Annotated in this window: 15 protein-coding genes; 11 read left to right on the plus strand and 4 right to left on the minus strand. The window is 61.9% G+C overall.

Features of this window, described 5'->3' with window-relative positions:
• Nucleotides 1-29: 29 nt before the first annotated feature.
• Nucleotides 30-998, minus strand: a complete 969-nt coding sequence (locus KGA89_RS03250; protein ID WP_003202712.1) for a DUF1853 family protein — start codon at nucleotides 996-998, stop codon at nucleotides 30-32.
• 105 nt (nucleotides 999-1,103) lie between these two features.
• On the opposite strand from KGA89_RS03250, the gene KGA89_RS03255 reads away from it, so the two are divergent.
• The 10 genes from KGA89_RS03255 (at nucleotide 1,104) to KGA89_RS03300 (ending at nucleotide 13,323) form a co-directional block, all read left to right on the plus strand.
• Nucleotides 1,104-1,994 (plus strand): NAD(+) kinase, encoded by an 891-nt coding sequence (locus KGA89_RS03255; RefSeq protein ID WP_003202709.1) that lies wholly within the window; start codon nucleotides 1,104-1,106, stop codon nucleotides 1,992-1,994.
• Nucleotides 1,991-2,965, plus strand: coding sequence for a metallophosphoesterase (locus KGA89_RS03260; protein ID WP_200893678.1), 975 nt, complete (start codon nucleotides 1,991-1,993; stop codon nucleotides 2,963-2,965). Before KGA89_RS03255 ends, KGA89_RS03260 begins: the two co-directional genes overlap by 4 nt.
• A gap of 39 nt (nucleotides 2,966-3,004) precedes the next feature.
• Complete coding sequence (locus KGA89_RS03265; protein ID WP_043042393.1) at nucleotides 3,005-4,354, plus strand: ATP-binding protein; 1,350 nt, start codon at nucleotides 3,005-3,007, stop codon at nucleotides 4,352-4,354.
• Entirely contained in the window at nucleotides 4,354-4,839 is a 486-nt protein-coding gene (locus KGA89_RS03270; RefSeq protein WP_043042394.1) for a hypothetical protein, read from the plus strand. The genes KGA89_RS03265 and KGA89_RS03270 overlap by 1 nt, the downstream gene beginning before the upstream one ends.
• On the plus strand, nucleotides 4,839-5,762 hold the full coding sequence (locus KGA89_RS03275; RefSeq protein WP_043042396.1) for a tetratricopeptide repeat protein: 924 nt from the start codon (nucleotides 4,839-4,841) through the stop codon (nucleotides 5,760-5,762). Before KGA89_RS03270 ends, KGA89_RS03275 begins: the two co-directional genes overlap by 1 nt.
• Nucleotides 5,763-5,836: 74 nt before the next feature.
• Nucleotides 5,837-6,097, plus strand: coding sequence for a YeaC family protein (locus tag KGA89_RS03280; RefSeq protein ID WP_043042398.1), 261 nt, complete (start codon nucleotides 5,837-5,839; stop codon nucleotides 6,095-6,097).
• Nucleotides 6,094-6,924 (plus strand): DUF2797 domain-containing protein, encoded by an 831-nt coding sequence (locus tag KGA89_RS03285; RefSeq protein ID WP_223470588.1) that lies wholly within the window; start codon nucleotides 6,094-6,096, stop codon nucleotides 6,922-6,924. The genes KGA89_RS03280 and KGA89_RS03285 overlap by 4 nt, the downstream gene beginning before the upstream one ends.
• 13 nt (nucleotides 6,925-6,937) lie before the next feature.
• The gene (gene pepN / locus KGA89_RS03290) at nucleotides 6,938-9,595 is read left to right on the plus strand and encodes an aminopeptidase N (protein ID WP_043042402.1); all 2,658 of its coding nucleotides are present in this window, start codon (nucleotides 6,938-6,940) and stop codon (nucleotides 9,593-9,595) included.
• A gap of 256 nt (nucleotides 9,596-9,851) precedes the next feature.
• Nucleotides 9,852-10,904, plus strand: a complete 1,053-nt coding sequence (locus tag KGA89_RS03295) for a WD40/YVTN/BNR-like repeat-containing protein (RefSeq protein WP_028237622.1) — start codon at nucleotides 9,852-9,854, stop codon at nucleotides 10,902-10,904.
• A 43-nt stretch (nucleotides 10,905-10,947) separates the two neighbouring features.
• Nucleotides 10,948-13,323, plus strand: coding sequence for an efflux RND transporter permease subunit (locus tag KGA89_RS03300; RefSeq protein ID WP_043042404.1), 2,376 nt, complete (start codon nucleotides 10,948-10,950; stop codon nucleotides 13,321-13,323).
• Nucleotides 13,324-13,459: 136 nt separating this feature from the next.
• Here KGA89_RS03300 and KGA89_RS03305 read toward each other — a convergent pair whose 3' ends face one another.
• The 3 genes from KGA89_RS03305 to KGA89_RS03315 form a co-directional block, all read right to left on the minus strand.
• Nucleotides 13,460-18,160: a dermonecrotic toxin domain-containing protein gene (locus KGA89_RS03305; protein ID WP_043042406.1), complete on the minus strand. Its 4,701-nt coding sequence runs from the start codon at nucleotides 18,158-18,160 to the stop codon at nucleotides 13,460-13,462.
• Between the two features lie 216 nt (nucleotides 18,161-18,376).
• On the minus strand, nucleotides 18,377-19,096 hold the full coding sequence (locus KGA89_RS03310; RefSeq protein WP_003202686.1) for a FadR/GntR family transcriptional regulator: 720 nt from the start codon (nucleotides 19,094-19,096) through the stop codon (nucleotides 18,377-18,379).
• Nucleotides 19,097-19,353: 257 nt separating this feature from the next.
• Nucleotides 19,354-21,090, minus strand: coding sequence for an IlvD/Edd family dehydratase (locus KGA89_RS03315; RefSeq protein ID WP_003202685.1), 1,737 nt, complete (start codon nucleotides 21,088-21,090; stop codon nucleotides 19,354-19,356).
• 193 nt (nucleotides 21,091-21,283) lie between these two features.
• Between KGA89_RS03315 and KGA89_RS03320 the strand changes: the two genes are divergently transcribed.
• Nucleotides 21,284-22,606 (plus strand): MFS transporter, encoded by a 1,323-nt coding sequence (locus tag KGA89_RS03320; RefSeq protein WP_003202683.1) that lies wholly within the window; start codon nucleotides 21,284-21,286, stop codon nucleotides 22,604-22,606.
• Nucleotides 22,607-22,737: the final 131 nt, after the last annotated feature.

Below are 22,737 nucleotides of genomic sequence, written 5' to 3' on the forward strand. Positions count from 1 at the left end.
CGATGAGGCCCTGGCAGACACTCCAAAACTCAGCTGTTTTGGCCCGGCACATCCGGCCAAAGATCGGCCACCAGGAATAGCCGCTCTGCTTCTTCCCACTCCCCCTCGGCATTTTCAGTCAGGCGCACCATCAGTTGCGCTGGCGCCATCGGGTCAAGGTCCAGTCGCCAGGCGTCCAGTTGCGCGGTGCTCCAGGTCTGCTCCGCCGGATAATGCGCCGGGGCCAACCAGGCGGCGCGGGGCAGGGGTTGCCAGCGCCCAGGTGGGCGCTGGGCGACGAATGCAGGCCAATCCCGCTGATGCAGCCAACTGCCCCGCAAATGCCGGGGATGCGCACCGGTCGGCGGGTCGGCGTGGCCCGGCCAGGGGTAGAGCAGGTAGCCGCCGAGCCAGAGCTCGGAGCGGAACACCTCGAGGCCGGTCGGCTCAATGCCCAATGCTGCCAAGGCCTCGCGGCTTTCCGGGCGGGCTGAGATGGGGAGTTGGTGCTCGCGCAAATGCGCCAGTTTACGGTCGAGTCGGTCATGGCAGCCCGGCCCGAGCCACTGCGCGGTGTCCCGGCCATCCCCTTGCTGCGGGCCGAGGTACAACTTGATCGCCAACTCCAGATGATGGATGCCGTCACGATCGCGCAGCAGCAGGTCCAGTTCGCCCAGCGTATGGCCTTCGTGGCGGATCGGCAGGTTCGCGGCAATCAGTTCGATGCCAGGCGCGTGCTGCACGGCAAACTGCCACAGCCTTTCGTAATACAGGCCCAGGCGTCGCGTCCGTCCCAGGGACAGGCAGTGCAGCAGCGGGTAGCTGTCGCGGTCCAGTTGTCGCAGCCAGTGCTCCAGCTGATCAGGCGCCTGCACCCAGTCGCTGCCGGCCAGGGGATGGCGCTGGGGCCAGGGCGTGTCGATGAGCATCGGCGGGGCGATGATCGCCCACGCGAGGTCGCGCACTTCGGGATGGCGAAGGCGGCGGGGCAAGTCCAGCAATTCAGGGAACAGGATCATTTTGCGAGCATAGCTGCTGCGACGAAGGCTTAAAGGATTTTGTCTATGGAGCGCTTTCGCCCATAATCGTGGTTTTCGCCCGTCGCAGACCCTCGCAGGAGCCTCATGGAGCAATTTCGCAATATCGGCATCATCGGTCGCCTGGGCAGTTCGCAGGTGTTGGACACCGTTCGCCGTCTCAAACGTTTCCTCCTGGAGCGACACCTGCATGTGATCCTCGAAGATACCATCGCCGAAGTCTTGCCGGGCCATGGCCTGCAGACGTCGTCGCGCAAGATGCTGGGCGAGGTCTGCGACATGGTGATCGTGGTCGGCGGCGACGGCAGTCTGCTGGGGGCCGCCCGGGCCCTGGCGCGGCACAATATCCCGGTGCTGGGGATCAACCGGGGCAGCCTGGGGTTCCTCACCGATATCCGCCCTGACGAGCTGGAAACCAAGGTCGCCGAGGTGCTGGATGGCCACTACCTGGTGGAAAACCGCTTCCTGCTGCAAGCCGAGGTCCGTCGTCACGCCGAGGCCATCGGCCAGGGCGATGCCCTCAATGACGTGGTGCTGCACCCCGGCAAATCCACGCGCATGATCGAATTCGAGCTGTACATCGACGGCCAGTTCGTCTGCAGCCAGAAGGCCGACGGCCTGATCGTCGCGACCCCGACCGGTTCCACGGCCTACGCGCTGTCGGCCGGCGGGCCGATCATGCACCCCAAGCTCGACGCTATTGTGATTGTGCCCATGTACCCCCATACCTTGTCTGGGCGACCGATTGTGGTCGATGGCAACAGTGAGCTGAAAATCGTCGTGTCCAAGGATATGCAGATCTACCCGCAAGTGTCCTGTGACGGCCAGAACCATTTCACCTGCGCGCCGGGTGACACCATCACCGTCAGCAAAAAAGCGCAGAAGCTGCGCCTGATCCATCCGCTGGATCACAATTACTACGAAGTCTGCCGGACCAAGCTCGGCTGGGGCAGCCGGTTGGGGGGTGGAGGCGACTGATGCTCGATCCTGCGCGCAGTTACGATTTGATCGGTGACGTGCATGGATGCGCCCTGACCCTGGAACACCTGCTGGACCGACTCGGTTACCACAAGCAGGGTGGGGTCTGGCGGCATCCGTCGCGCATGGCTGTGTTCCTGGGGGACATCATCGACCGTGGCCCGCGGATTCGCGAGGCGCTGCACATCGTCCACGACATGGTCGTGGCCGGCCAGGCGCTGTGCATCATGGGCAACCACGAGTTCAACGCCCTGGGCTGGAGCACACCGGCTTTGCCCGGCAGCGGCCAGCGCTACGTGCGCGAACACACGCCTCGTCATGCTCGCCTGCTCAACGAGACCCTGACCCAGTTCGAGCAGCATCCCGGCGACTGGCATGACTTTCTCAAGTGGTTCTATGAGCTGCCGCTGTTTGTCGACGCCGGCCGGTTCCGGGTGGTGCATGCCTGTTGGGATTCGGACCTGATCGAACCGCTGCGCGGCCTGTTCCCGGACGGTTGTGTCGACGAGCATTTCCTCCAGGCCTCGGCGCAACCGGGCAGTTTTGCCAGCACGGTGTTCGATCGTTTGCTGCGTGGCACCGACATGCGCCTGCCCCACGGCCTGACGCTGACCGGTGGCGATGGCCTGACTCGTTCGTTTTTCCGCACCAAGTTCTGGGAAGACGACCCGCAGACCTACGGCGACATCGTGTTCCAGCCCGACGCCTTGCCAGAACCGGTGGCCCGCACACCGCTGTCGCCGGATGAAAAAAACAACCTGCTGCGCTATGGCGTCCATGAACCGTTGCTGTTCGTCGGCCACTATTGGCGCAGCGGCAAGCCCGCGCCCATTCGCCCGAACCTGGCCTGCCTGGATTACAGCGCGGTGCTTTACGGCAAGCTGGTCGCCTATCGCCTCGACCAGGAAACCCGCCTGGATCCGCACAAGTTCGTCTGGGTCGATGTCGAGCGGCCGGAGGTGGTGCAGTGAGGCTGTCTGTCACGCGAACGCATTTTTTGAGGAAGTGCCATGGATGATTCGACGTTCGACCAACTGGAGGCCGCGCTCCTTGCCGCGCCCGGTAACGTCGCGCTGCTGACACTGCTGCTCAACGCCAGTGTCGAGCGCAGCGAGTACGCGCGCGGGCTTGAGTTGCTGCCTGCCGATCTTGAGCAATGGAGCGATGCCCAGGCCTTGAAAATGGCTGCGGCCGGGTTATGTATCGCCGCGGGCCAGGCGCAACGGGCCCTTCGCCTGATTGAAGGCGACGAGCCTGCTGCGCGGATGCTCAGGGCGCGCGCCTTTGCGGCCCTGGAGCAGATGAAGGAGGCCCAGGTGGAATACCGCGCCGCGGTGGATGCCAACCCGGCCCTTGAAGACATGGCGCTATGGCGTCGGTTGAACGTATCCGTGACCGACTTTTCAGCTGCGCAAGGGCGTCCGCGCTTGCGCGTGATCTCCAATGACAACACGGACCAGACCGAGGTCCGTCGACTGTTGATGCCGGAAAAGGAAGTCCTGTCCTTCGATGACATCGGTGGCCTGGACGAGCTGAAGAAAACCATCCACAAAAAAATCATCCTGCCATATCAGAAGCCCGGCCTGTTCCAGCGCTTTCGCAAGCGGGTCGGCGGTGGCGTGTTGCTCTATGGGCCTCCAGGGTGTGGCAAGACCATGCTGGCCCGGGCCACGGCCGGGGAGTGCAAGGCGACGTTCTTCAACGTGGCCATTTCCGATGTCCTGGACATGTACATCGGCGAGTCCGAGCGCAAGTTGCACGCGCTGTTCGAACAGGCCCGTGCCCAGGCGCCGGCGGTAATGTTTTTCGACGAGGTCGAGGCCTTGGGGGGCAAGCGCTCCAATACCCGGGATTCGACGTCTTCGAAGCTTGTCAGTCAGTTCTTGTCCGAGATGGACGGTTTTACCAAGGACAATCACGGCGTACTGATTCTCGCCGCGACCAACGTGCCTTGGTCGGTGGACTCGGCTTTCAGGCGTCCGGGGCGTTTTGACCGGGTACTGTTCGTGCCGCCGCCGGACCGGCCGGCCCGGGAAGCCATGCTCAAATTGATGATGCAAGGCCGTCCGATGGCCGAGGACATCGACTTTGCCTTCCTGGCGAAAAACACCTCGGGCTTTTCCGGTGCGGACCTGGGTGAGTTGGTGGAAACCGCCGCTGACGAAGCGATCGAAGAGTCCATCAGCGGCGCGAGCGAGCAACCGATCTGCGACCGACATTTCAAGCAGGCGCTCAAGGAAGTACGGGCAACCACCCTGGAATGGCTGACCACGGCGCGCAATTACGCGCGTTACGCCAATGAAGGTAACCAGTACGACGAAGTGCTGGCCTTCCTCGACAAACATGGGAAGGGCCGTTGATGGCGCAGTACGGTGGTTATCGCATTGAAGACGAACCGCGTCCGGGCGCTCTGGCCAAGTGGGCCGTCTCGCCTTTTTGGCCGTTGTTGGGGCTGATGCTGGGGGGCGCCTGGCTCGGCTTGCCGTGGTTTGTCTTCAACGCCATCGCGGTGGGCAGCCCGACCCGCGTACGTGAGTGGTTGCTGGCCGGCCTTTGCCTGGTGGGCAGCCTGGTCATCGGCGTGGTGCTGCTGCAATTGGTGGACGCCGGTTACATTCAGAACCAGGCGCAGATCCAATACGCCTTGTTGACCCTGGTGGTGTGGAAACTTGCCATCGGGTATCTGCTGTTCATGCAGCAAAATGCGACCATCGAGATCTACCAGTACTACGGTGGCGTGCTGAACCGCTTTGGCTTGCCCGTCGTGCTGGTTGGCGCTTTCGTGCTCAAGGGCATGGTCATCAAGTGGGTGCCTGCCACTCTCTGGTATCTGGTGGTGAGCTGATGAATACCGATTATCTGCTGCAACTGGCGTATCAACGCTTGCAGGCCGACCATTACGACGGTGCTATCGACGCGCTGCGCCAATTGCTGGCGAGCGATCCGGATTCGGCCGAAGCCCATGCGTTGCTGGCGGTATGCCTGATCAATCTGCGCCGCGTGCATGCTGCCAGGCGCGAGGTGCAGTTGGCGCTGGCAGCCGATGCACAACTGCCGCTCGCCCATTACGCCGCCGCCCAGGTTGCCATTGCCCTGCGCAAGTTCAAGCTGGCCCAGGAACACTTGACCCAGTTGCTGGACATGGAACCGCTCAATCCGGTCAATTACCGCACCCTGGCCGATCTTTACCAGTTGACCGGCCGTCTGGAGCAAAGCCGCGAGCCGTTGGAAAAAGCCCTGGAACTGGGGCCCGACGATGCGTCAAATCTGGTTGCCATGGCCCAGTTTTATCGTGCCAGCGGTGACTGGGGGAAGGCGCACCAGTTCGCCCGCCAGGCCTTGCAGGCCGAACCGGGGCATACCGGGGCCGTGGTGGTGCTTGGGCATCTGTTGTTGCGCGAAGGTGACGTCGAGGGCGCGCGTGAGCACGCCATCTGGGCCTTGCAGGAAAACGCCAATGACCGGGCCGCGCTGCACTTGCTGACCGCCGTCAAGGCCCGCAGCAGTCTGTTTTTAGGAACATGGTGGCGCTTCAACAGTTGGATGAGCGAGCGTAGCGCCAGTCGCGCCATTGTGGTGCTGTTGCTCATGTTCGTGGTCTATCGGGTGGTGGTCATCACCCTGACGGCCCAGGGCTACCCGCAGGTGGCCCAGGTGATTGACTGGTTGTGGCTGGGGTTTGCCGCATACACCTTTACCGCGCCACAGATATTCAGGCGCTCCCTGGAAAAAGAGCTGGCCCAGGTCAAGCTGTCCAGGGAATTCTAAATTAGCGGGTATCCACACGGCTGTCAGTCGTGCTTTGCCTTGGAAAACCACGACATTATTGGAGATTGCTTAACATGTCGTCTTTTGCAGAAATGATCGAGAACATCACACCCGATATCTACCGGAGCCTGAAACTGGCGGTGGAAATCGGTAAATGGGCCGACGGCAACAAACTCACCGCCGAGCAACGCGAACTGTCGTTGCAGGCGATGATCGCCTGGGAAATCCAGAACCTGCCCGAAGAGGAGCGCACTGGTTACATGGGCGCGCAGGAATGCCATTCGAAGTCCACTGAAGTGCCGAATATCCTGTTCAAGTCGGACGCCATCCATTGATCGAGATTGGCCGCGGTGCAATCAGCAAGATGTCGGCGCGCCTTGACGGGCCGACCGTTCAATACGCCTTTCGCCTGGGCAATGTCGAGGTGCCGGTCAATCCGTTGATCGGCAGCACGGTGCGCCTGGAGTACCTCGGTGCTATCCACTGCACCCACTGTGGACGCCGGACCAAGACCAGCTTCAGCCAGGGTTATTGCTACCCCTGCATGACCAAACTGGCCCAGTGCGACCTGTGCATCATGAGCCCCGAGCGTTGCCATTACGAGGCGGGCACCTGCCGCGACCCGGCCTGGGGCGAGCAGTTCTGCATGACCGATCATGTGGTCTACCTGGCCAATTCCTCGGGCGTGAAGGTCGGCATCACCCGCGCCACGCAATTGCCGACCCGCTGGCTGGACCAGGGCGCCAGCCAGGCGCTGCCGATCCTGCGGGTCGCCACCCGCCAGCAGTCGGGTTTTGTCGAAGACCTGTTCCGTAGCCAGGTGGCGGACAAGACCAACTGGCGCGCCTTGCTCAAGGGCGACGCCGTGGCGGTGGACCTACCGGCGATCCGCGACTCGCTGTTCGAAAGCTGCGCCCAGGGATTGCAGGCGTTGCAGGAACGATTCGGCCTGCAAGCGATCCAGACCATAGCGGACGTCGAACCCATCGAGATCCGTTATCCGGTGGAGCAATACCCGGCCAAGATCGTCAGCTTCAACCTGGACAAGAACCCGATCGCCGAAGGCACGCTGCTGGGGATCAAGGGCCAGTACCTGATTTTTGACACCGGCGTGATCAATATTCGTAAATACACGGCCTACCAGCTCGCCGTGCATCAGTAGAAGGATTCGACCTATGCGCACCGAACAACCGAAGATGATTTACCTGAAGGACTATCAGGCGCCCGAGTACCTGATCGATGAGACGCACCTGACCTTCGAGTTGTTCGAGGACCACAGCCTGGTCCATGCGCAACTGGTGATGCGCCGCAACCCCGAGCGCGGTGCCGGGCTGCCGCCGCTGGTGCTCGATGGCCAGCACCTGGAACTGCTCTCGCTCAAGCTCGACGATGCCGACCTGGGGCAGGGCGACTATCAACTGGACGACAGTCACCTGACCGTTCACCCCAAGGCCCAGGCCTTCACGGTCGACACCACTGTCCGGATCCACCCGGAAACCAACACCGCCCTGGAAGGTTTGTACAAGTCCGGCAGCATGTTCTGCACCCAGTGCGAGGCCGAAGGTTTCCGCAAGATCACCTATTACCTCGACCGCCCGGATGTGATGAGCAAGTTCACCACCACCGTGGTGGCCGAGCAGCACAGCTATCCGGTGCTGTTGTCCAACGGCAACCCGATTGCCAGCGGCCCCGGCGAAGACGGCCGGCACTGGGCGACCTGGGAAGACCCGTTCAAGAAGCCGGCCTACCTGTTTGCCCTGGTGGCCGGCGACCTGTGGTGCGTCGAAGACACCTTCACCACCCTGAGCGAGCGCACCGTAGCGCTGCGCATCTATGTCGAGCCGGAAAACATCGACAAGTGCCAGCACGCCATGACCAGCCTGAAGAAGTCGATGCGCTGGGACGAAGAGGTGTACGGGCGCGAGTACGACCTGGACATCTTCATGATCGTCGCGGTCAACGATTTCAACATGGGCGCCATGGAGAACAAGGGCCTCAATATCTTCAACTCCGGCGCCGTGCTGGCCCGCGCCGAAACCGCCACCGATGCCGCGCACCAGCGGGTCGAGGCGATCGTTGCCCACGAATACTTCCATAACTGGTCGGGCAACCGCGTGACCTGTCGCGACTGGTTCCAACTGTCGCTCAAGGAAGGTTTCACGGTGTTCCGCGACGCCGGGTTCTCGGCCGATATGAACTCCGCCACCGTCAAGCGCATCCAGGACGTGGCGTACCTCCGTACCCACCAGTTCGCCGAAGACGCCGGCCCCATGGCGCACCCGGTGCGTCCGGACAGCTTTATCGAGATCTCCAACTTCTACACCCTGACTGTGTACGAGAAGGGCTCGGAAGTGGTTGGCATGATCCACACCCTGCTGGGGCCTGAGGGTTTCCGCAAGGGCAGTGACCTGTACTTCGAACGCCACGACGGCCAGGCCGTGACCTGCGACGACTTCATCAAGGCCATGGAAGATGCCAACGGCGTCGACCTGGCCCAGTTCAAGCGCTGGTACAGCCAGGCCGGTACACCACGGCTGGCGGTGAGCGAGTCTTATGATGCCGCCGCCAAGACCTACAGCCTGACCTTCAGCCAGAGTTGCCCGCCGACCCCGGACAAGCAGGAAAAGCTGCCGTTCGTGATTCCCGTGGAGCTGGGCCTGCTGGACAGCCAGGGCGCTGAAATCCCTCTGCGCCTGGCCGGTGAAGCGGCGGCAGACGGCACGTCCCGAGTGATCTCGGTGACCGAAGCCGAGCAGACCTTCACCTTTGTCGACATCGCCGAACAGCCGCTGCCTTCGTTGCTGCGTGGTTTCTCGGCGCCGGTGAAGCTGAGCTTTCCGTACGACCGCGACCAGTTGATGTTCCTCATGCAGCACGACAGCGACGGCTTCAACCGCTGGGATGCCGGCCAGCAATTGTCGGTACAGGTGCTGCAGGAACTGATCGCCCAGCATCAGCAGGGCGCCAGCCTGGTGCTGGACCCGCGCCTGGTCAGTGCATTGCGCAGCGTGCTGTCGGACGAGTCCCTGGACCAGGCCATGGTCGCCGAAATGCTCTCGCTGCCAAGCGAAGCCTACCTGACGGAAATCAGCGAAGTGGCTGACGTCGAGGCGATCCATGCCGCCCGTGAGTTCGCCCGCCAGCAGTTGGCCGAGAACCTGTTCGAAGCCCTTTGGCTGCGCTATGCAGCCAACCGCGACCTGTCGAAGAAAACCCCTTATGTGGCCGAGGCCGAGCATTTCGCCCGTCGCGCGTTGCAGAACATCGCGCTGTCGTACCTGATGCTCACCGGCAAGCCTGAGGTGCTGAGTGCGACCCTGGAGCAGTTCGACTCCGCCGATAACATGACCGAGCGGCTGACTGCGCTGGCGGTGCTGGTCAACTCGCCGTTCGAAGCCGAGAAGGCCAAGGCGCTGGAAGTGTTTGCGGAAAACTTCAAGGGCAACCCGCTGGTCATGGACCAATGGTTCAGCGTCCAGGCCGGCAGCCCGTTGCCGGGTGGCCTGGCGCGGGTCAAGGCGCTGATGGAGCACCCGGCGTTCAATATCAAGAACCCGAACAAGGTGCGGGCGCTGGTGGGAGCGTTTGCGGGGCAGAACCTGATCAACTTCCACGCGGCCGACGGTTCGGGTTATCGCTTCCTGGCGGACCTGGTCATCCAGCTCAATGGCTTCAACCCGCAGATCGCCTCCCGGCAACTGGCCCCGCTGACTCGCTGGCGCAAATACGACAGCGCCCGCCAGGCGCTGATGAAGGCCGAACTGGAGCGCATCCTGGCATCCGGCGCGCTTTCCGCCGATGTGTTCGAGGTGGTGAGCAAGAGCCTGGCATAAACAGGCACTGCCTTACCTTTGTGGCGAGGGGATAAATCCCCTCGCCACATTCATCACCCTCACGAATGTCTTCTGATTCACCCTTGGCCGATATCCCCCCGGTTAACAAAAGATAACGTGGCGTCGATTGTCAGACCTTTCGAAAGCCCGATAGGATAGGTCTGCTTCCGAAGTGGCTCTAGATTGCAGGTTTCAGGACTATGCTCCAGGACTGGCAACGTACCAAGCCATAACAATAATAATGGGGGAAAGGTCTATGAATGAGCCTGTCATGGCTGTGGGCCGCAGCCGGCCGCCGATGCTGCGCAGAGTCGCGTTGCTGGCTTCGGCGCTCTCGCTGCTGGGCTCTGCGGTGTTGTCGGCACCGGTGATGGCTGTTGCGGCGTCGACGTCCGATGTCATCTATTCCGTCGAATCGGCCAAGGCCAGCAAAACCCTGATGCTCGATGTGGTCCACGCCGGCCAGCGCCTGGTGGCGGTCGGTGATCGCGGGCACATTGTCTATTCGGACGACCAGGGCAAGTCCTGGACCCAGGCCAAGGTGCCGACTCGCCAACTGCTCACGGCGGTATTTTTCGTCGATGACAAACACGGCTGGGCCGTGGGGCACGACGCGCAGATCCTCGCCAGCGATGACGGCGGCAGCAGCTGGACCAAGCAATTCGAAGACCTCACCCGCGAAGCACCCCTGCTGGACGTCTGGTTCAAGGATGCCAGCAACGGTTTCGCCGTGGGCGCCTACGGCGCACTGCTGGAAACCACCGACGGCGGCAAGCACTGGGAAGACGCCAGCGACCGCCTCGAAAACGAAGACCAGTTCCACCTCAATGCGATAGCCGCCGTGAAAGATGCCGGGCTGTTCATTGTCGGCGAGGCTGGCAGCATGTTCCGCTCCGCCGACTGGGGCCAGACCTGGGAAAAGGTCGAAGGCCCGTACGAAGGCTCGCTGTTCGGGGTCATCGGTACGGCCCAGCCTTCGACGTTGCTGGCCTATGGCTTGCGCGGCAACCTTTATCGTTCCACTGACTTCGGCGGCACTTGGGATCAGGTCGAGCTCAAGGCCGCGCGCGGTGCCCTGGAGTTCGGCCTGTCAGGCGCCACGCTACTGGCGGACGGTTCCATCGTGATTGTCGGCAACGGCGGCAGCGTCGTGCGCAGTACCGACGACGGCGAGACCTTCAGCGTGTTCAACCGCCCGGACCGAATTTCCGTGGCGGCCGTCACGGCGGCAGGCAACGGCAACCTGATTCTGGCGGGGCAAGGTGGCGTTCGTGCCACCACGTCCACCGGCGCCGAACTGAGCAAATGAGTCACGCCTGCAAGACGGGCACAAAAACAAGAAGGCGGACCCCATGAGCAGTCATCACCAAGACAAGGCGACGTTCCTCGAGCGCCTGATTTTCAACAACCGCCCGGCAGTGATCATCATTTGCCTGCTGGTCAGCATTTTCCTGTTCTGGCAGGCCACGCTGATCCGGCCGTCCACCAGTTTCGAAAAAATGATCCCCCTCGAGCACCCCTTCATCCAGAAGATGCTCGAGCACCGCAACGACCTGGCGAACCTGGGCAACACGGTGCGTATTTCCGTGGAGGCCACCAACGGCGACATCTTCTCCAAGGAATACATGGAGACCCTGCGTCAGATCCACGATGAGGTCTTCTACATCTCCGGCGTCGACCGTTCCGGGCTCAAGTCGTTGTGGAGCCCGAGCGTGCGCTGGACCGAAGTGACGGAGGAGGGCTTCGCCGGCGGCGAGGTGATCCCCCAGAGCTACAACGGTTCGGCCGACAGCCTCGATCTGCTGCGTAATAACGTGCTCAAGTCCGGCCAGGTCGGGCGCCTGGTGGCCAACGACTTCAAGTCGAGCATCATCGACATCCCGCTGCTGGAGTCCTATCCCGACCCGCAGGACCAGGGCAAATTGCTCGCCCTCGACTACCGGAAGTTTTCCCACGAGCTTGAAGACAAGATCCGCAACAAGTTCGAAGCCCAGAACCCCAACGTGCAGATCCATATCGTCGGTTTCGCCAAGAAGGTCGGCGACCTGATCGACGGCCTGGTCATGGTGGTGCTGTTCTTCGGCGTGGCTTTCGTTATCACCCTGATCCTGCTGTACTGGTTCACCAACTGCATGCGCAGTACCGTCGCGGTATTGACCACCACCCTGGTGGCGGTGGTCTGGCAACTGGGGCTGATGCATGCGGCCGGTTTCGGCCTGGATCCGTACTCGATGCTGGTGCCGTTCCTGATCTTCGCCATCGGCATTTCCCATGGGGTGCAGAAAATCAACGGCATCGCCTTGCAGTCCAGCGATGCGGACAACGCCCTGACAGCGGCGCGGCGCACCTTCCGGCAGTTGTTCCTGCCGGGGATGATCGCGATCCTGGCGGACGCCGTGGGTTTCATCACCTTGCTGATCATCGACATCGGCGTGATCCGCGAACTGGCCATTGGCGCCTCCATCGGCGTGGCGGTGATCGTGTTCACCAACCTGATCCTGCTGCCGGTGGCGATCTCCTACGCTGGCATCAGCAAGCGTGCGGTCGAGCGCAGCAAGAAAGACGCGACCCGCGAACATCCGTTCTGGCGCCTGCTGTCGAACTTCGCCAGCGCCAAGGTCGCGCCGGTGTCCATTGCCCTGGCGGTGATCGCCTTTGGCGGTGGGCTCTGGTACAGCCAGAACCTGAAGATCGGCGACCTGGACCAGGGCGCGCCGGAACTGCGTCCGGACTCGCGCTACAACCAGGACAACAACTTCATCATCAGCAATTACTCCACCAGCTCCGATGTACTGGTGGTGATGGTCAAGACCAAGGCCGAAGGCTGCTCGCGCTATGAAGCCATGGCCCCCATCGACGAGCTGATGTGGACGATGCAGAACACCGAGGGCGTGCAGTCGGCGATTTCCCTGGTGACCGTGTCCAAGCAGATGATCAAGGGCATGAACGAGGGCAACTTGAAATGGGAAACCCTGTCGCGCAACCCTGACGTGCTGAACAACTCCATCGCCCGGGCCGATGGCCTGTACAACAACAGTTGCTCCCTGGCACCGGTGCTGGTGTTCCTCAACGACCACAAGGCCGAGACATTGGACCGCGCGGTGAAGGCGGTGCAGGACTTCGCCAAGGAAAACAACCGCGATGGTCTGGAGTTCATCCTTGCCGCCGGTAACGCAGGCATCGAAGCGGCCACCAACGAGGTGATCAAGGCATCGGAGCTGACCATCCTGATCCTGGTGTACATCTGCGTGGCGACCATGTGCATGATCACCTTCCGTTCCTGGGCGGCGACGCTGTGCATCGTGTTGCCGCTGGTGCTGACCTCGGTGCTGGGCAACGCCCTGATGGCGTTCATGGGCATTGGCGTGAAGGTCGCGACCCTGCCGGTGGTGGCACTGGGCGTGGGGATTGGCGTGGACTACGGCATCTACATCTACAGCCGCCTGGAGAGTTTCCTGCGCGCCGGGTTGCCGTTGCAGGAGGCTTACTACCAGACGCTGAAATCCACCGGCAAGGCGGTGCTGTTCACCGGTTTGTGCCTGGCCATCGGTGTTTGCACCTGGATCTTCTCGGCCATCAAGTTCCAGGCGGACATGGGGTTGATGCTGACGTTCATGTTGCTGTGGAACATGTTCGGCGCGCTGTGGCTGCTGCCGGCGCTGGCGCGGTTCCTGATCAAGCCTGAGAAACTGGCGGGGCAGAAGGGTAATTCGTTGTTTGCGCATTGATCGACGGTAGAACCTGCCCAATGTGGGAGCGAACTTGCTCGCGATAGCGCTGTGACAGTCAATGAAGGTGTTGAATGTCAGTGCGCAATCGCGAGCAAGCTCGCTCCCACAGGTTTTTACAGCCTCGGTGGCGAGGTCAGCCTGATGCATCGCTGTCATCAGGCGCCAACGGCAAGAACTTGCTCTGTGCCATGAGCTTGCCGATTTTCCCTCGATGCACATTCACCACCGCGTAGGGGCTATCAGCCTTGGCGAGCAGCGAGTGATAGTCTTCCCTGCGTTGTGCCTTGGTTTTCAGGTGCGCGACGCTGTAGTCGGCTTTCGGCGTATCGATTTTTTCGTAGTGAAAATGCGCATACCAAAGGGGGAAGCCGTCCCGGTCGTTGATGGCATATTCCTGGAGGAAATCCTGGCGGGCTCCTTTCAAGGCCTTGCGTTCACCCAGTCGTGCAACTTGAACCAGGTCTTTTTCGAACAGGTACTGGAGGTTGCCGTCGGTGGGCGGCAGGTGCAGGCTCAGTTGGACACGCAGGGCGCTGCCCCTGGACGTCAGTCTGGAGATGGCCTCGGCCAACTGTCTACCCAGCGCTTGATCAGCCGCTGTGCGTGGCGTTTGTGAGGCGACGAAGGCCCTGTCGAGTTCTTCAGAAAGCGTGCGGAAGCGACTTGCCTCATTGTTCATGATCTCCTCGATTTCCTGAGGATGACGGCAACGCTTTTTATAGCTTTCAGCGCGGCGGAGACGTTTCTCCAGTTCCTCCAGCAGTGTTCGCGCATCGCCGTTTATCGCGTTGATCGATCGGGTCCTGGGGGCTGGAACCGGTCGGTGTACGTCGACAACGTCCCATACGTCGTCGTGACGCGAATAGGTGGCAAGCACCTGATTGTCGACTTCGGAGCGCAACTCGACGACTTCAATCGGCAAGGAGGTGCCGGCAGGTTTCAGGTCACCAATCAGAACGCCACTCCTGCGGGTCGTGATCACCTTTTTCTGAAGGCGCCCGGAGTGCGTCTTCGGGCGTTTGGGCGCACGCTTGCGCGGTGTCGGTTCGGGTTTGACTTCTGCCGCCAGTCTTCCGGAAGCGTCCTGGTACAGGCTGTCAAGCAGCGTGGCCAGCCTGTCGAAATAGGACTCGTTGATATCGTCGACATAAAGCGCCTTCATGCCCTGCAACGCGTCGAGGGCCTCGCCATAATGCTCGGTCAGGCTGGTCAGTACCTCAAGCTGCTCAGAGGCGGTCAGGTCGTACAGTTGCAGGTCAGCGTGGGAGCGCACCTGCTCGGCCAATGGCCTGACGATGCGATACAGGCTATCGGGCAAGCTGGTTTCGGGGTGTTTGATGGCCAGCATCGGCAGGGCGGCCAATTGCAGGGCCTTGGTGCCTATGACATTCCGTTCATTCTGCGGACGGCCGCGGGTCAGGCGTTCGAATGCCTGGGCTCCCACGGAATCCAGGTTCAATAGCTTCTCCAGGTACTCATCCTTGAGTTGCAGCCAATGGATGGCGCGATCATTGATGTCGCTCATGGCTTCAAGGAAGATCACGTAGCCCTGCATGTCGCGAACCACGGCTTCTTCCACAAACGTTCCGGAAAACTGCGGGTGAGCGGCATTCAGGGCCCGTTGATCCATCTCGACGACCAGGAAGGCCTTGCGGGCATTGTTGACCACATTCTCCATCAGCCCGCGGAGGCTTCCAGAGGGCAAGCCAATGCCCAGTCTTGCGCGCTCGGGCGCACTGTCCAGCAGTTTCAAATAGATGTCGGTCTGCTCGTTGAGCAGGTCATAAAACACTTTTCGTTTTGGCGCGCGCTGTTCCTCGGTATAGGCGTTTCCTTCCTCGAGCCGGGTCATCACTTGTTGGGCAATGTCCAGGGATCGTTGTCGTTCGTTCTCCTGGGCGAGGTAATTGTTCATTTCAGCGCTCAGCTCAATGGCTTTGTGGGCATTGAGGCGACGCTGGTCAGCCAGGCGCTTGGGCGGCGCACCGCCGCGCAGGCGCAAGCGCAGGTCAAGGGACCAGTTGCCGTCCAGGTCCGATTGCAGCGCAGGTCCGGTCTGTGTCGGGTCGAGCGGGTCGACAATCGTGGTGCTGCCGTCCGGGTCCGGGTTGACCGGGTACAGCCCGTCTTGCAGCAACGCGTGCCATTTGTTGGCGATCACGTACAAGCCCTTGAACGGGCCATTTCCAATCGGCTCAGGCAAGGCAGTCGGACGCGCCACCTGCATGCGTCGTATGCGGGTGCGTTGTTCCTGTGTCAGGTGACGGCGAGGGCTGCTGAAACTGAAGTCCAGCGACCTGCTGGGTTGTTCGCCAGGCAAGGCGACGGATCCTTCCAGAACGCTCGGCGAGGTCGGTTCGGGCCACTGCTGTGCAACGACACGTGGCGCGGGGGCACGCATCGCGTGGTCCTTGATCGATGCGGGCGTGACTGCGCGAACCGGTGCACGGACGGCGGGAAAATGGCTCACCAGCATGGCCAGGTTGACCAGCAAATCGACGGTGGCCAGCTCCCGCGTTGCCGGATCGTCACTGCTCAGGGCCGGGATATCTTGACTGGCGCTGGCCATCAGGCTCCATAGCCAGACGGTGGCCATGGCCGGGCCGCGCAGCAACGGAAACAGCAGTGTATTGAACAGCAGGCTGCCGCCCTTGAGTAACACCGCCCAGCGGCTTTCGCTGTTGGAGACAGAGTTGCGGTCGGCCTGGGTGACCAGGGCTCGGGCGTTGCAGCCGTAGAGGTACTGCATCAATTTGCCGTTGCGCAGGTATTGCAGCAGTTCATCGTTGCCGGCGTCGACGGCGAGCGTTGCCGGAACGGGCTTTTCGGGAACGCTGAACTCGTCGCCCTCGAAGAAACGCACGATGTGCGGTTCGAGGAAGCCGCCATTGGCATACACCGGGCGTGCGTCGTCGGACATCCAGGTCAGGACGCTGTTCTGCAAGTCTGCGGCGCTCACGACGGACTGCAACAGTGCCTGGCGCGTCGCAAACTCCAACAGCACGGGCGCGTACAGGGGGCGATACAACAGGTGCGGGCCCGTTCTGGCGTCCTGCGCCTCGACGATGAACATGTTGCTCACGAGGTCGGGCCGGGCCTGGGGCTTGCGCAGGAAGGCCAGGTGTCGAATGACCACGGGGCGACCGTCAACCTGTCGGTCCTCAGCATCGGGTTGCAGCAGGGCCTCGATCAGATGCAGTCCTTGGCGAGTCATGCCGTTTTTGTTGTCGAGCATTTGCTGCAGCGCCTCGAGCGGCAACTGCGCCGGGAGTTGTTCGGCGAACGTCCGTTGAAATGCCTGCGCTTGAGGCGAGTCGCTCAATAGGGCTTGTTGCAGGTAGCGCGGATAAACCGTGCCGATGTCGACCTGTTCGATCAGCCCGCCCCTTCGGGTAATGAAGTCCGGCGTCAACCAGGCAGGCAAGGCCAGACCCCGGCGATGACTGAGTTGCAGGTTGCCACTGGGGCGTGCGACGAGGTTGTCGATGGCCAGTTGCGTCAGGCTCATCGTTCTTTTCGCGCGGATGCCAACGGTCCCGGGGTATCCCGCCGAGACGGTGAACGTCAGTACCACATCGTCGGGTTGGTAGTGACTGGGTTGCACCTTGGCCGGGCTGCTGTCGTTAGTCTTGCCCATCTGCGTGAGCAACTCGTCTGCGGTAAAAGCCTTGATGTCGCTGAGTGCGGGACGTCCTTGAGTGCGTTGCTTGAGGCTGGCCAGTGCCAGGCTGCATCGCTGGAACGTTGCTCGATCGACGACGGAGGCTTTTTTCAGCCATTCGGGCAGCAACGGCCCGAGTCGTGCCGATGTTTCAGGCGTGAGGCGCGGCGCGTCGTGCAGATAGCGAGCGGGATCGCTCAGCTCGCTGTAGAGCGTCTTGAGGTCTGGCAGGCCGATTCGGGAGGGCAACTGTACCGCCTGCACATCGGCCAGTTGTTGCTCCAAGATCATGGCGGCCTGGGTGTCGAAGGCATGCCCGTCGATTTCGTAGCGTTGACAGGTCACGCTGTCGACGACATAGCGACTGGCGATCCGTTCGCCCCAATACCGGTTGAAGGCTTCCATCGACTCGAAGGACTGCACGGCGCTGCCGGGGCTGCAAAGCACAATGACGAGGCCGTAGCGAGTGTAATGGAGCAGCAGGATCTCGTTGCTGGGCAGCACGCTGTTGGAGGTGCCTTGGGTGACAGTGCTTTCCAGGCTGTAGGCGTAGACGGGCGGGACATTGTGGCTAAAGCGTTGTTCACGGTCCGGCCAGCGGACGATCTGGGCCAGGGTCTCGCGTGCCGGTTCGGTCAGTCCTGGCTGTTGCAGCCCCCGGATATGCAGCATGTTCTTGAGTGTGTCGCTGAGCCATTGCCAGCGGCTGGTGCGGACAGGGGCATCGGTTTGCGGGCGGGGGCCGATGTCAGCGTTCCAATAACGGGTCAGTGCGTCTTCCAGCCCGATTGGAGCGGTCGAGGGCAGTTCAAGCAGCAGTTTTTCGATGACCTGCATGTCGAGCTTTTCATCCCGTGGCCAAAGGCGCTGCGGCGGCGTGTCGGAGAGGTAGCAATCAAGATTTCCCCGGGGGCTGAAATCCACGGAGGTGCCGAGGGCCAGGTATTCGAGCACCCGCGGCATGAACGGTTGAAAGTGCCAGCCACGGGTGATCGCATTTGGTGTGGCCAATTGGGTCTTGGCGAGATCGATGGTCAGCGAGGGGTATCTGGCCTTGATGGCCTGTTGGAGCATTTGTTGCGCGACTTGCTCGAAGGTCGGGCGGTCGGCGAATGACTGGCTGACGGTTTGCGCAAGGGCAGAGGGGCTGTCAGCCGGGGAGGGCGAGGTCATAAGAAGTCCTTTTCCTGAGCTCATGGCCGTCGGGATGACGACGAGTCAAGTATCGACCTCCTGTTTTCCTGGTGTGCGGTATATAGCTACTGCCCGGTTGAGCGCGCGTTGTGGCAGGCCTGGTAGTCGCTGCCGTAGGCTGCGATCCGTTCGCTTGGGATTCAATGGGCAGGGGAAAGATCGCAGCCTCGTTGCACTCGGCAGCTCCTGCGGGGCTCAGGCTGGATCGTTGCCCAGTACCACATTCAGCGCGCTGCGGGCATCGTCCAGTTGCACCAGCGTGGCATGGCGGGCACCGAGGGCGTCGCGGTTCTCGATGGCGGTGAGGATCGCCTTGTGTCGCGGCATCGCCAGTTCATGCAGGTTGGGCCGCTGGTTGGAATGCTTGAGCGCTTCGGCGATGGCCACTGACAACATGTTGCAGAGGTTGGCGAGCAGGTCGTTGTGGGTGGCGTCGGCGATGCGGCTGTGAAAGTCCAGGTCCGGTTGCAGCACGGCCTCGGGGGTCGGGGCCGCTTCCATGCGCTGGTAGGCCTCGCGGATGGAAGCGATGTCGTCCTCGTTGGCGAACTGTGCGGCGAGGGCGGCGGCGGCCGGTTCGATGATGCTGCGCACGCTGGTCAGCAGGTTGAAGAATTCATTCTGCGGGCTGCTCTGCATCAGCCAATGCAGCACATCTGGGTCGAGCATGTGCCACTCCCGCCGAGCCTTGACCACCGTGCCCACGCGCGGGCGCGAATACACCAGGCCCTTGGCGACCAGCACTCGCGTGGCTTCGCGCAGCACCGGGCGGCTGACCGCATACTCTTCGCACAGCAAGGCTTCAGCGGGCAGTTTGTCGTCCGGTTTGAAGCGCCCGGAAACGATCTGCATGCCCAGTTCCTGGACGATGCGCGCGTGCATGCTTTTGCGGTCGGAGGGTTTACGGTAATCCATGGGATGCGGCGCGATCCTGTGCGAGGGGAGTGCTGCGCATGATAGCAGGCGCGGCGATGGCGGGTCGCTAATGCGATTTTTGATTTGGATACAGACCCATTGTGGGAGCGAGCTTTTTGTGGGAACTGAGCTTGCTCGCGATAGCGGTGTCACAGACAACAGAGATGTTGACTGGAAGGGCCTCATCGCGAGCAAGCTCAGCTCCCACAAAAAGCTTGCTCCCACAGAGGCTTGCTTCCACAGGGGGATGGGTGGGGTCAGTGGGAGTGGCGTGGCACCTCGGCGCCGCGGCAGCCGACCAGGAAGTCGAAGTCACAGCCCTGGTCCGCTTGCAGCACGTGGTCGATGTACAACTGCCGGTAACCGCCCACCAACAGGTTCTGCGGTGGCGGCAGGTCTGCCAGGCGCGCCGCGAGTTCGGCGTCCGGGATGTCCAGGTGCAGGCGGCCGCTGGCGCAATCGAGTTCGATCCAGTCGCCTTCCTTCACCGCCGCCAGAGGTCCGCCGGCGGCGGCTTCCGGTGCCACGTGCAGGACCACGGTGCCGTAGGCGGTGCCGCTCATGCGGGCGTCGGAAATCCGCACCATGTCCGTCACGCCCTGGGCCAGTAGCTTGGCCGGCAAGCCCATGTTGCCCACTTCGGCCATGCCCGGATAACCCTTCGGCCCGCAGTTTTTCATCACCAGGATCGAGTTGGCGTCCACGTCCAGTTCCGGGTCGTTGATCCGTGCCTTGTACTCGTCGAAATTCTCGAACACCACCGCGCGACCGCGATGCTGCATCAGTTCGGCGGTGGCGGCGGACGGCTTGAGCACCGCACCCAGTGGCGCCAGATTGCCGCGCAGCACGCAGATACCGCCGTCGGCGCGGATCGGGTTGTCCAGGGTGCGAATGACTTCGTCCTGGCCGTAGATCGGTGCGTCCTTGGTGTTCTCGCCGAGGCTCTTGCCGTTGACGGTCAAGGCGTTCGGATGGGGAATCAGGTTGGCTTCGCCGAGGCGACGCAGCACGGCGGGCAGGCCACCGGCGTAGTAGAACTCTTCCATCAGGAAGCGCCCGGACGGCTGCAGGTCGACGATGGTCGGCATGCCGCGACCGATGCGGGTCCAGTCGTCCAGGTCCAGCTGCACGCCGATGCGACCGGCAATGGCCTTGAGGTGGATCACCGCGTTGGTCGAACCGCCGATGGCCGCATTGACGCGGATGGCGTTTTCGAACGCTTCCTTGGTCAGGATCTTCGACAGTTTCAGGTCTTCACGGACCATTTCCACGGCGCGCATGCCGGACATATGGGCCAGCACATAGCGCCGTGCGTCCACGGCCGGAATCGCCGCGTTGTGCGGCAGGGAAGTACCGAGGGCTTCGGCCATGCAGGCCATGGTCGAGGCGGTGCCCATGGTGTTGCAGGTGCCGGCCGAGCGGGACATGCCACCCTCGGCCGCGAGGAAATCGTCAATGGTGATGGTGCCGGCCTTGACCTGTTCGCTCAATTGCCAGACCACGGTGCCCGAGCCGATGTCCTGGCCTTTGTGCTTGCCGTTGAGCATCGGCCCGCCGGTAACGACGATGGCCGGTACGTCACAACTGGCGGCACCCATCAGCAGGGCGGGGGTGGTCTTGTCGCAACCGGTGAGCAGCACCACGCCGTCAATCGGGTTGCCGCGAATCGCCTCTTCCACGTCCATGCTCGCCAGGTTGCGGGTCAGCATGGCGGTGGGGCGCAGGTTCGATTCGCCGTTGGAGAACACCGGGAATTCCACCGGGAAGCCCCCGGCCTCGATCACTCCGCGCTTGACGTGTTCGGCGATTTGCCGGAAGTGCGCGTTGCACGGCGTCAGCTCCGACCAGGTGTTGCAGATGCCGATGATCGGCTTGCCGTGGAACTGATGGTCGGCGATGCCCTGATTTTTCATCCAGCTGCGGTACATGAAGCCGTTCTTGTCGGCGGTGCCAAACCATTGGGCCGAGCGCAGGGAGGGTTTCTTATCAGACATGATCGATTCTCTTATTGTATGACTATATTGTTCTAGCTGAAGCGTAACATAAGCGCAATTTGTGCGGTTTGGAAGTGTTGTTGGGTAAATAGTATTACTATATAGTCCGATTCAATGGAGGGATTGTCCTGGCGGTCATTCGCGAGAGAAATCCCCCGAGGTTCCATAACAACAACAATCGGAGACCGGTCCCATGAGCCAGGAATTGCGGCTTATACGTCGCATCACGCTGAAACTGATTCCCTTCCTGATCCTGCTGTACCTGATCGCCTACGTGGACCGCTCTGCGGTGGGCTTTGCCAAGCTGCACATGGGCGCCGACCTCGGTATCGGCGACGCCGCCTACGGCCTGGGTGCTGGGCTGTTTTTCATCGGTTATTTCCTGCTGGAGATCCCCAGCAACCTGATGCTGGAGCGCTTCGGTGCCCGGCGCTGGTTCGCGCGGATCATGATCACCTGGGGCGCCATCACCATCGGCATGGCGTTCGTACAAGGCCCGCATAGCTTCTATGTGATGCGCTTTTTGCTCGGCGCGGCCGAAGCCGGGTTCTTCCCGGGCGTGCTGTACTACATCACCCAGTGGTTCCCGGTGCGCCATCGCGGCAAGATCCTCGGCCTGTTCATTCTTTCCCAACCCATCGCGATGATGATCACCGGCCCCGTGTCCGGTGGCCTGCTGGGCATGGATGGCATCCTTGGCCTGCACGGCTGGCAGTGGCTGTTCATGGTCATCGGCCTGCCAGCGGTACTGTTGACCTGGCCGGTGCTGCGTTACTTGCCGGACGGCCCGCAACAAGTGAAATGGATGGACCAGGCCGAGAAGGACTGGCTGACCGGTGAACTGAAAAAAGACCTGCAGGAATACGGCCAGACCCGCCACGGCAATCCGCTACATGCCCTGAAGGACAAGCGTGTCCTGCTGCTGGCGCTGTTCTACCTGCCGGTGACCTTGAGCATCTACGGCCTGGGCCTGTGGTTGCCGACGCTGATCAAGCAGTTCGGCGGCAGTGACCTGGTGACTGGCTTCGTATCGTCGGTGCCATACATCTTCGGCATCATCGGTTTGCTGATCATTCCCCGCAGCTCCGACCGCTTGAACGACCGCTACGGTCACCTGGCCGTGTTGTACGTGCTGGGCGCCATCGGCCTGTTCCTCAGCGCCTGGTTGTCGGTGCCGGTGTTGCAATTGGCGGCGCTGTGCCTGGTGGCGTTCGCGCTATTTTCCTGCACGGCGGTGTTCTGGACCTTGCCGGGGCGTTTCTTTGCCGGCGCCAGTGCGGCGGCGGGTATTGCGCTGATCAACTCGGTGGGCAACCTGGGCGGCTACATCGGCCCGTTCGTGATCGGTGCGCTGAAGGAGTACACCGGCAACCTGGCCTCGGGGCTGTATTTCCTGTCGTGTGTGATGGTGTTCGGCCTGGTGTTGACCGGCGTGGTCTATCGCCTGCTGGAGCGCAAGCATGTGCTGCCGGCGGATCAGTTCGCCGCCAGCGCCCGTGGGGCGACACGTACCTGAGGTCACTGTGGGAGCGAGCTTGCTCGCGATGACGATCTGACAGTCGACATCTGGGGTAAATGTAAGACTGCTATCGCGAGCAAGCTCGCTCCCACAAGGGACGCACCGAATTCAAGTTTTGCTTACAAGGA

This window comes from Pseudomonas sp. A-RE-22, from assembly GCF_019956035.1.
GTDB classification, from domain to species: Bacteria; Pseudomonadota; Gammaproteobacteria; order Pseudomonadales; family Pseudomonadaceae; genus Aquipseudomonas; species Aquipseudomonas brassicacearum.

What these genes read in the sequence shown, in the direction of transcription:
- KGA89_RS03250 (WP_003202712.1), bottom strand. Translation starts at nt 998, where the DNA reads ATGATCCTGTTCCCTGAATTGCTGGACTTGCCCCGCCGCCTTCGCCAT.
- KGA89_RS03255 (WP_003202709.1), top strand. Translation starts at nt 1,104, where the DNA reads ATGGAGCAATTTCGCAATATCGGCATCATCGGTCGCCTGGGCAGTTCG.
- KGA89_RS03265 (WP_043042393.1), top strand. Translation starts at nt 3,005, where the DNA reads ATGGATGATTCGACGTTCGACCAACTGGAGGCCGCGCTCCTTGCCGCG.
- KGA89_RS03270 (WP_043042394.1), top strand. Translation starts at nt 4,354, where the DNA reads ATGGCGCAGTACGGTGGTTATCGCATTGAAGACGAACCGCGTCCGGGC.
- KGA89_RS03275 (WP_043042396.1), top strand. Translation starts at nt 4,839, where the DNA reads ATGAATACCGATTATCTGCTGCAACTGGCGTATCAACGCTTGCAGGCC.
- KGA89_RS03280 (WP_043042398.1), top strand. Translation starts at nt 5,837, where the DNA reads ATGTCGTCTTTTGCAGAAATGATCGAGAACATCACACCCGATATCTAC.
- pepN (WP_043042402.1), top strand. Translation starts at nt 6,938, where the DNA reads ATGCGCACCGAACAACCGAAGATGATTTACCTGAAGGACTATCAGGCG.
- KGA89_RS03295 (WP_028237622.1), top strand. Translation starts at nt 9,852, where the DNA reads ATGAATGAGCCTGTCATGGCTGTGGGCCGCAGCCGGCCGCCGATGCTG.
- KGA89_RS03300 (WP_043042404.1), top strand. Translation starts at nt 10,948, where the DNA reads ATGAGCAGTCATCACCAAGACAAGGCGACGTTCCTCGAGCGCCTGATT.
- KGA89_RS03305 (WP_043042406.1), bottom strand. Translation starts at nt 18,160, where the DNA reads ATGACCTCGCCCTCCCCGGCTGACAGCCCCTCTGCCCTTGCGCAAACC.
- KGA89_RS03310 (WP_003202686.1), bottom strand. Translation starts at nt 19,096, where the DNA reads ATGGATTACCGTAAACCCTCCGACCGCAAAAGCATGCACGCGCGCATC.
- KGA89_RS03315 (WP_003202685.1), bottom strand. Translation starts at nt 21,090, where the DNA reads ATGTCTGATAAGAAACCCTCCCTGCGCTCGGCCCAATGGTTTGGCACC.
- KGA89_RS03320 (WP_003202683.1), top strand. Translation starts at nt 21,284, where the DNA reads ATGAGCCAGGAATTGCGGCTTATACGTCGCATCACGCTGAAACTGATT.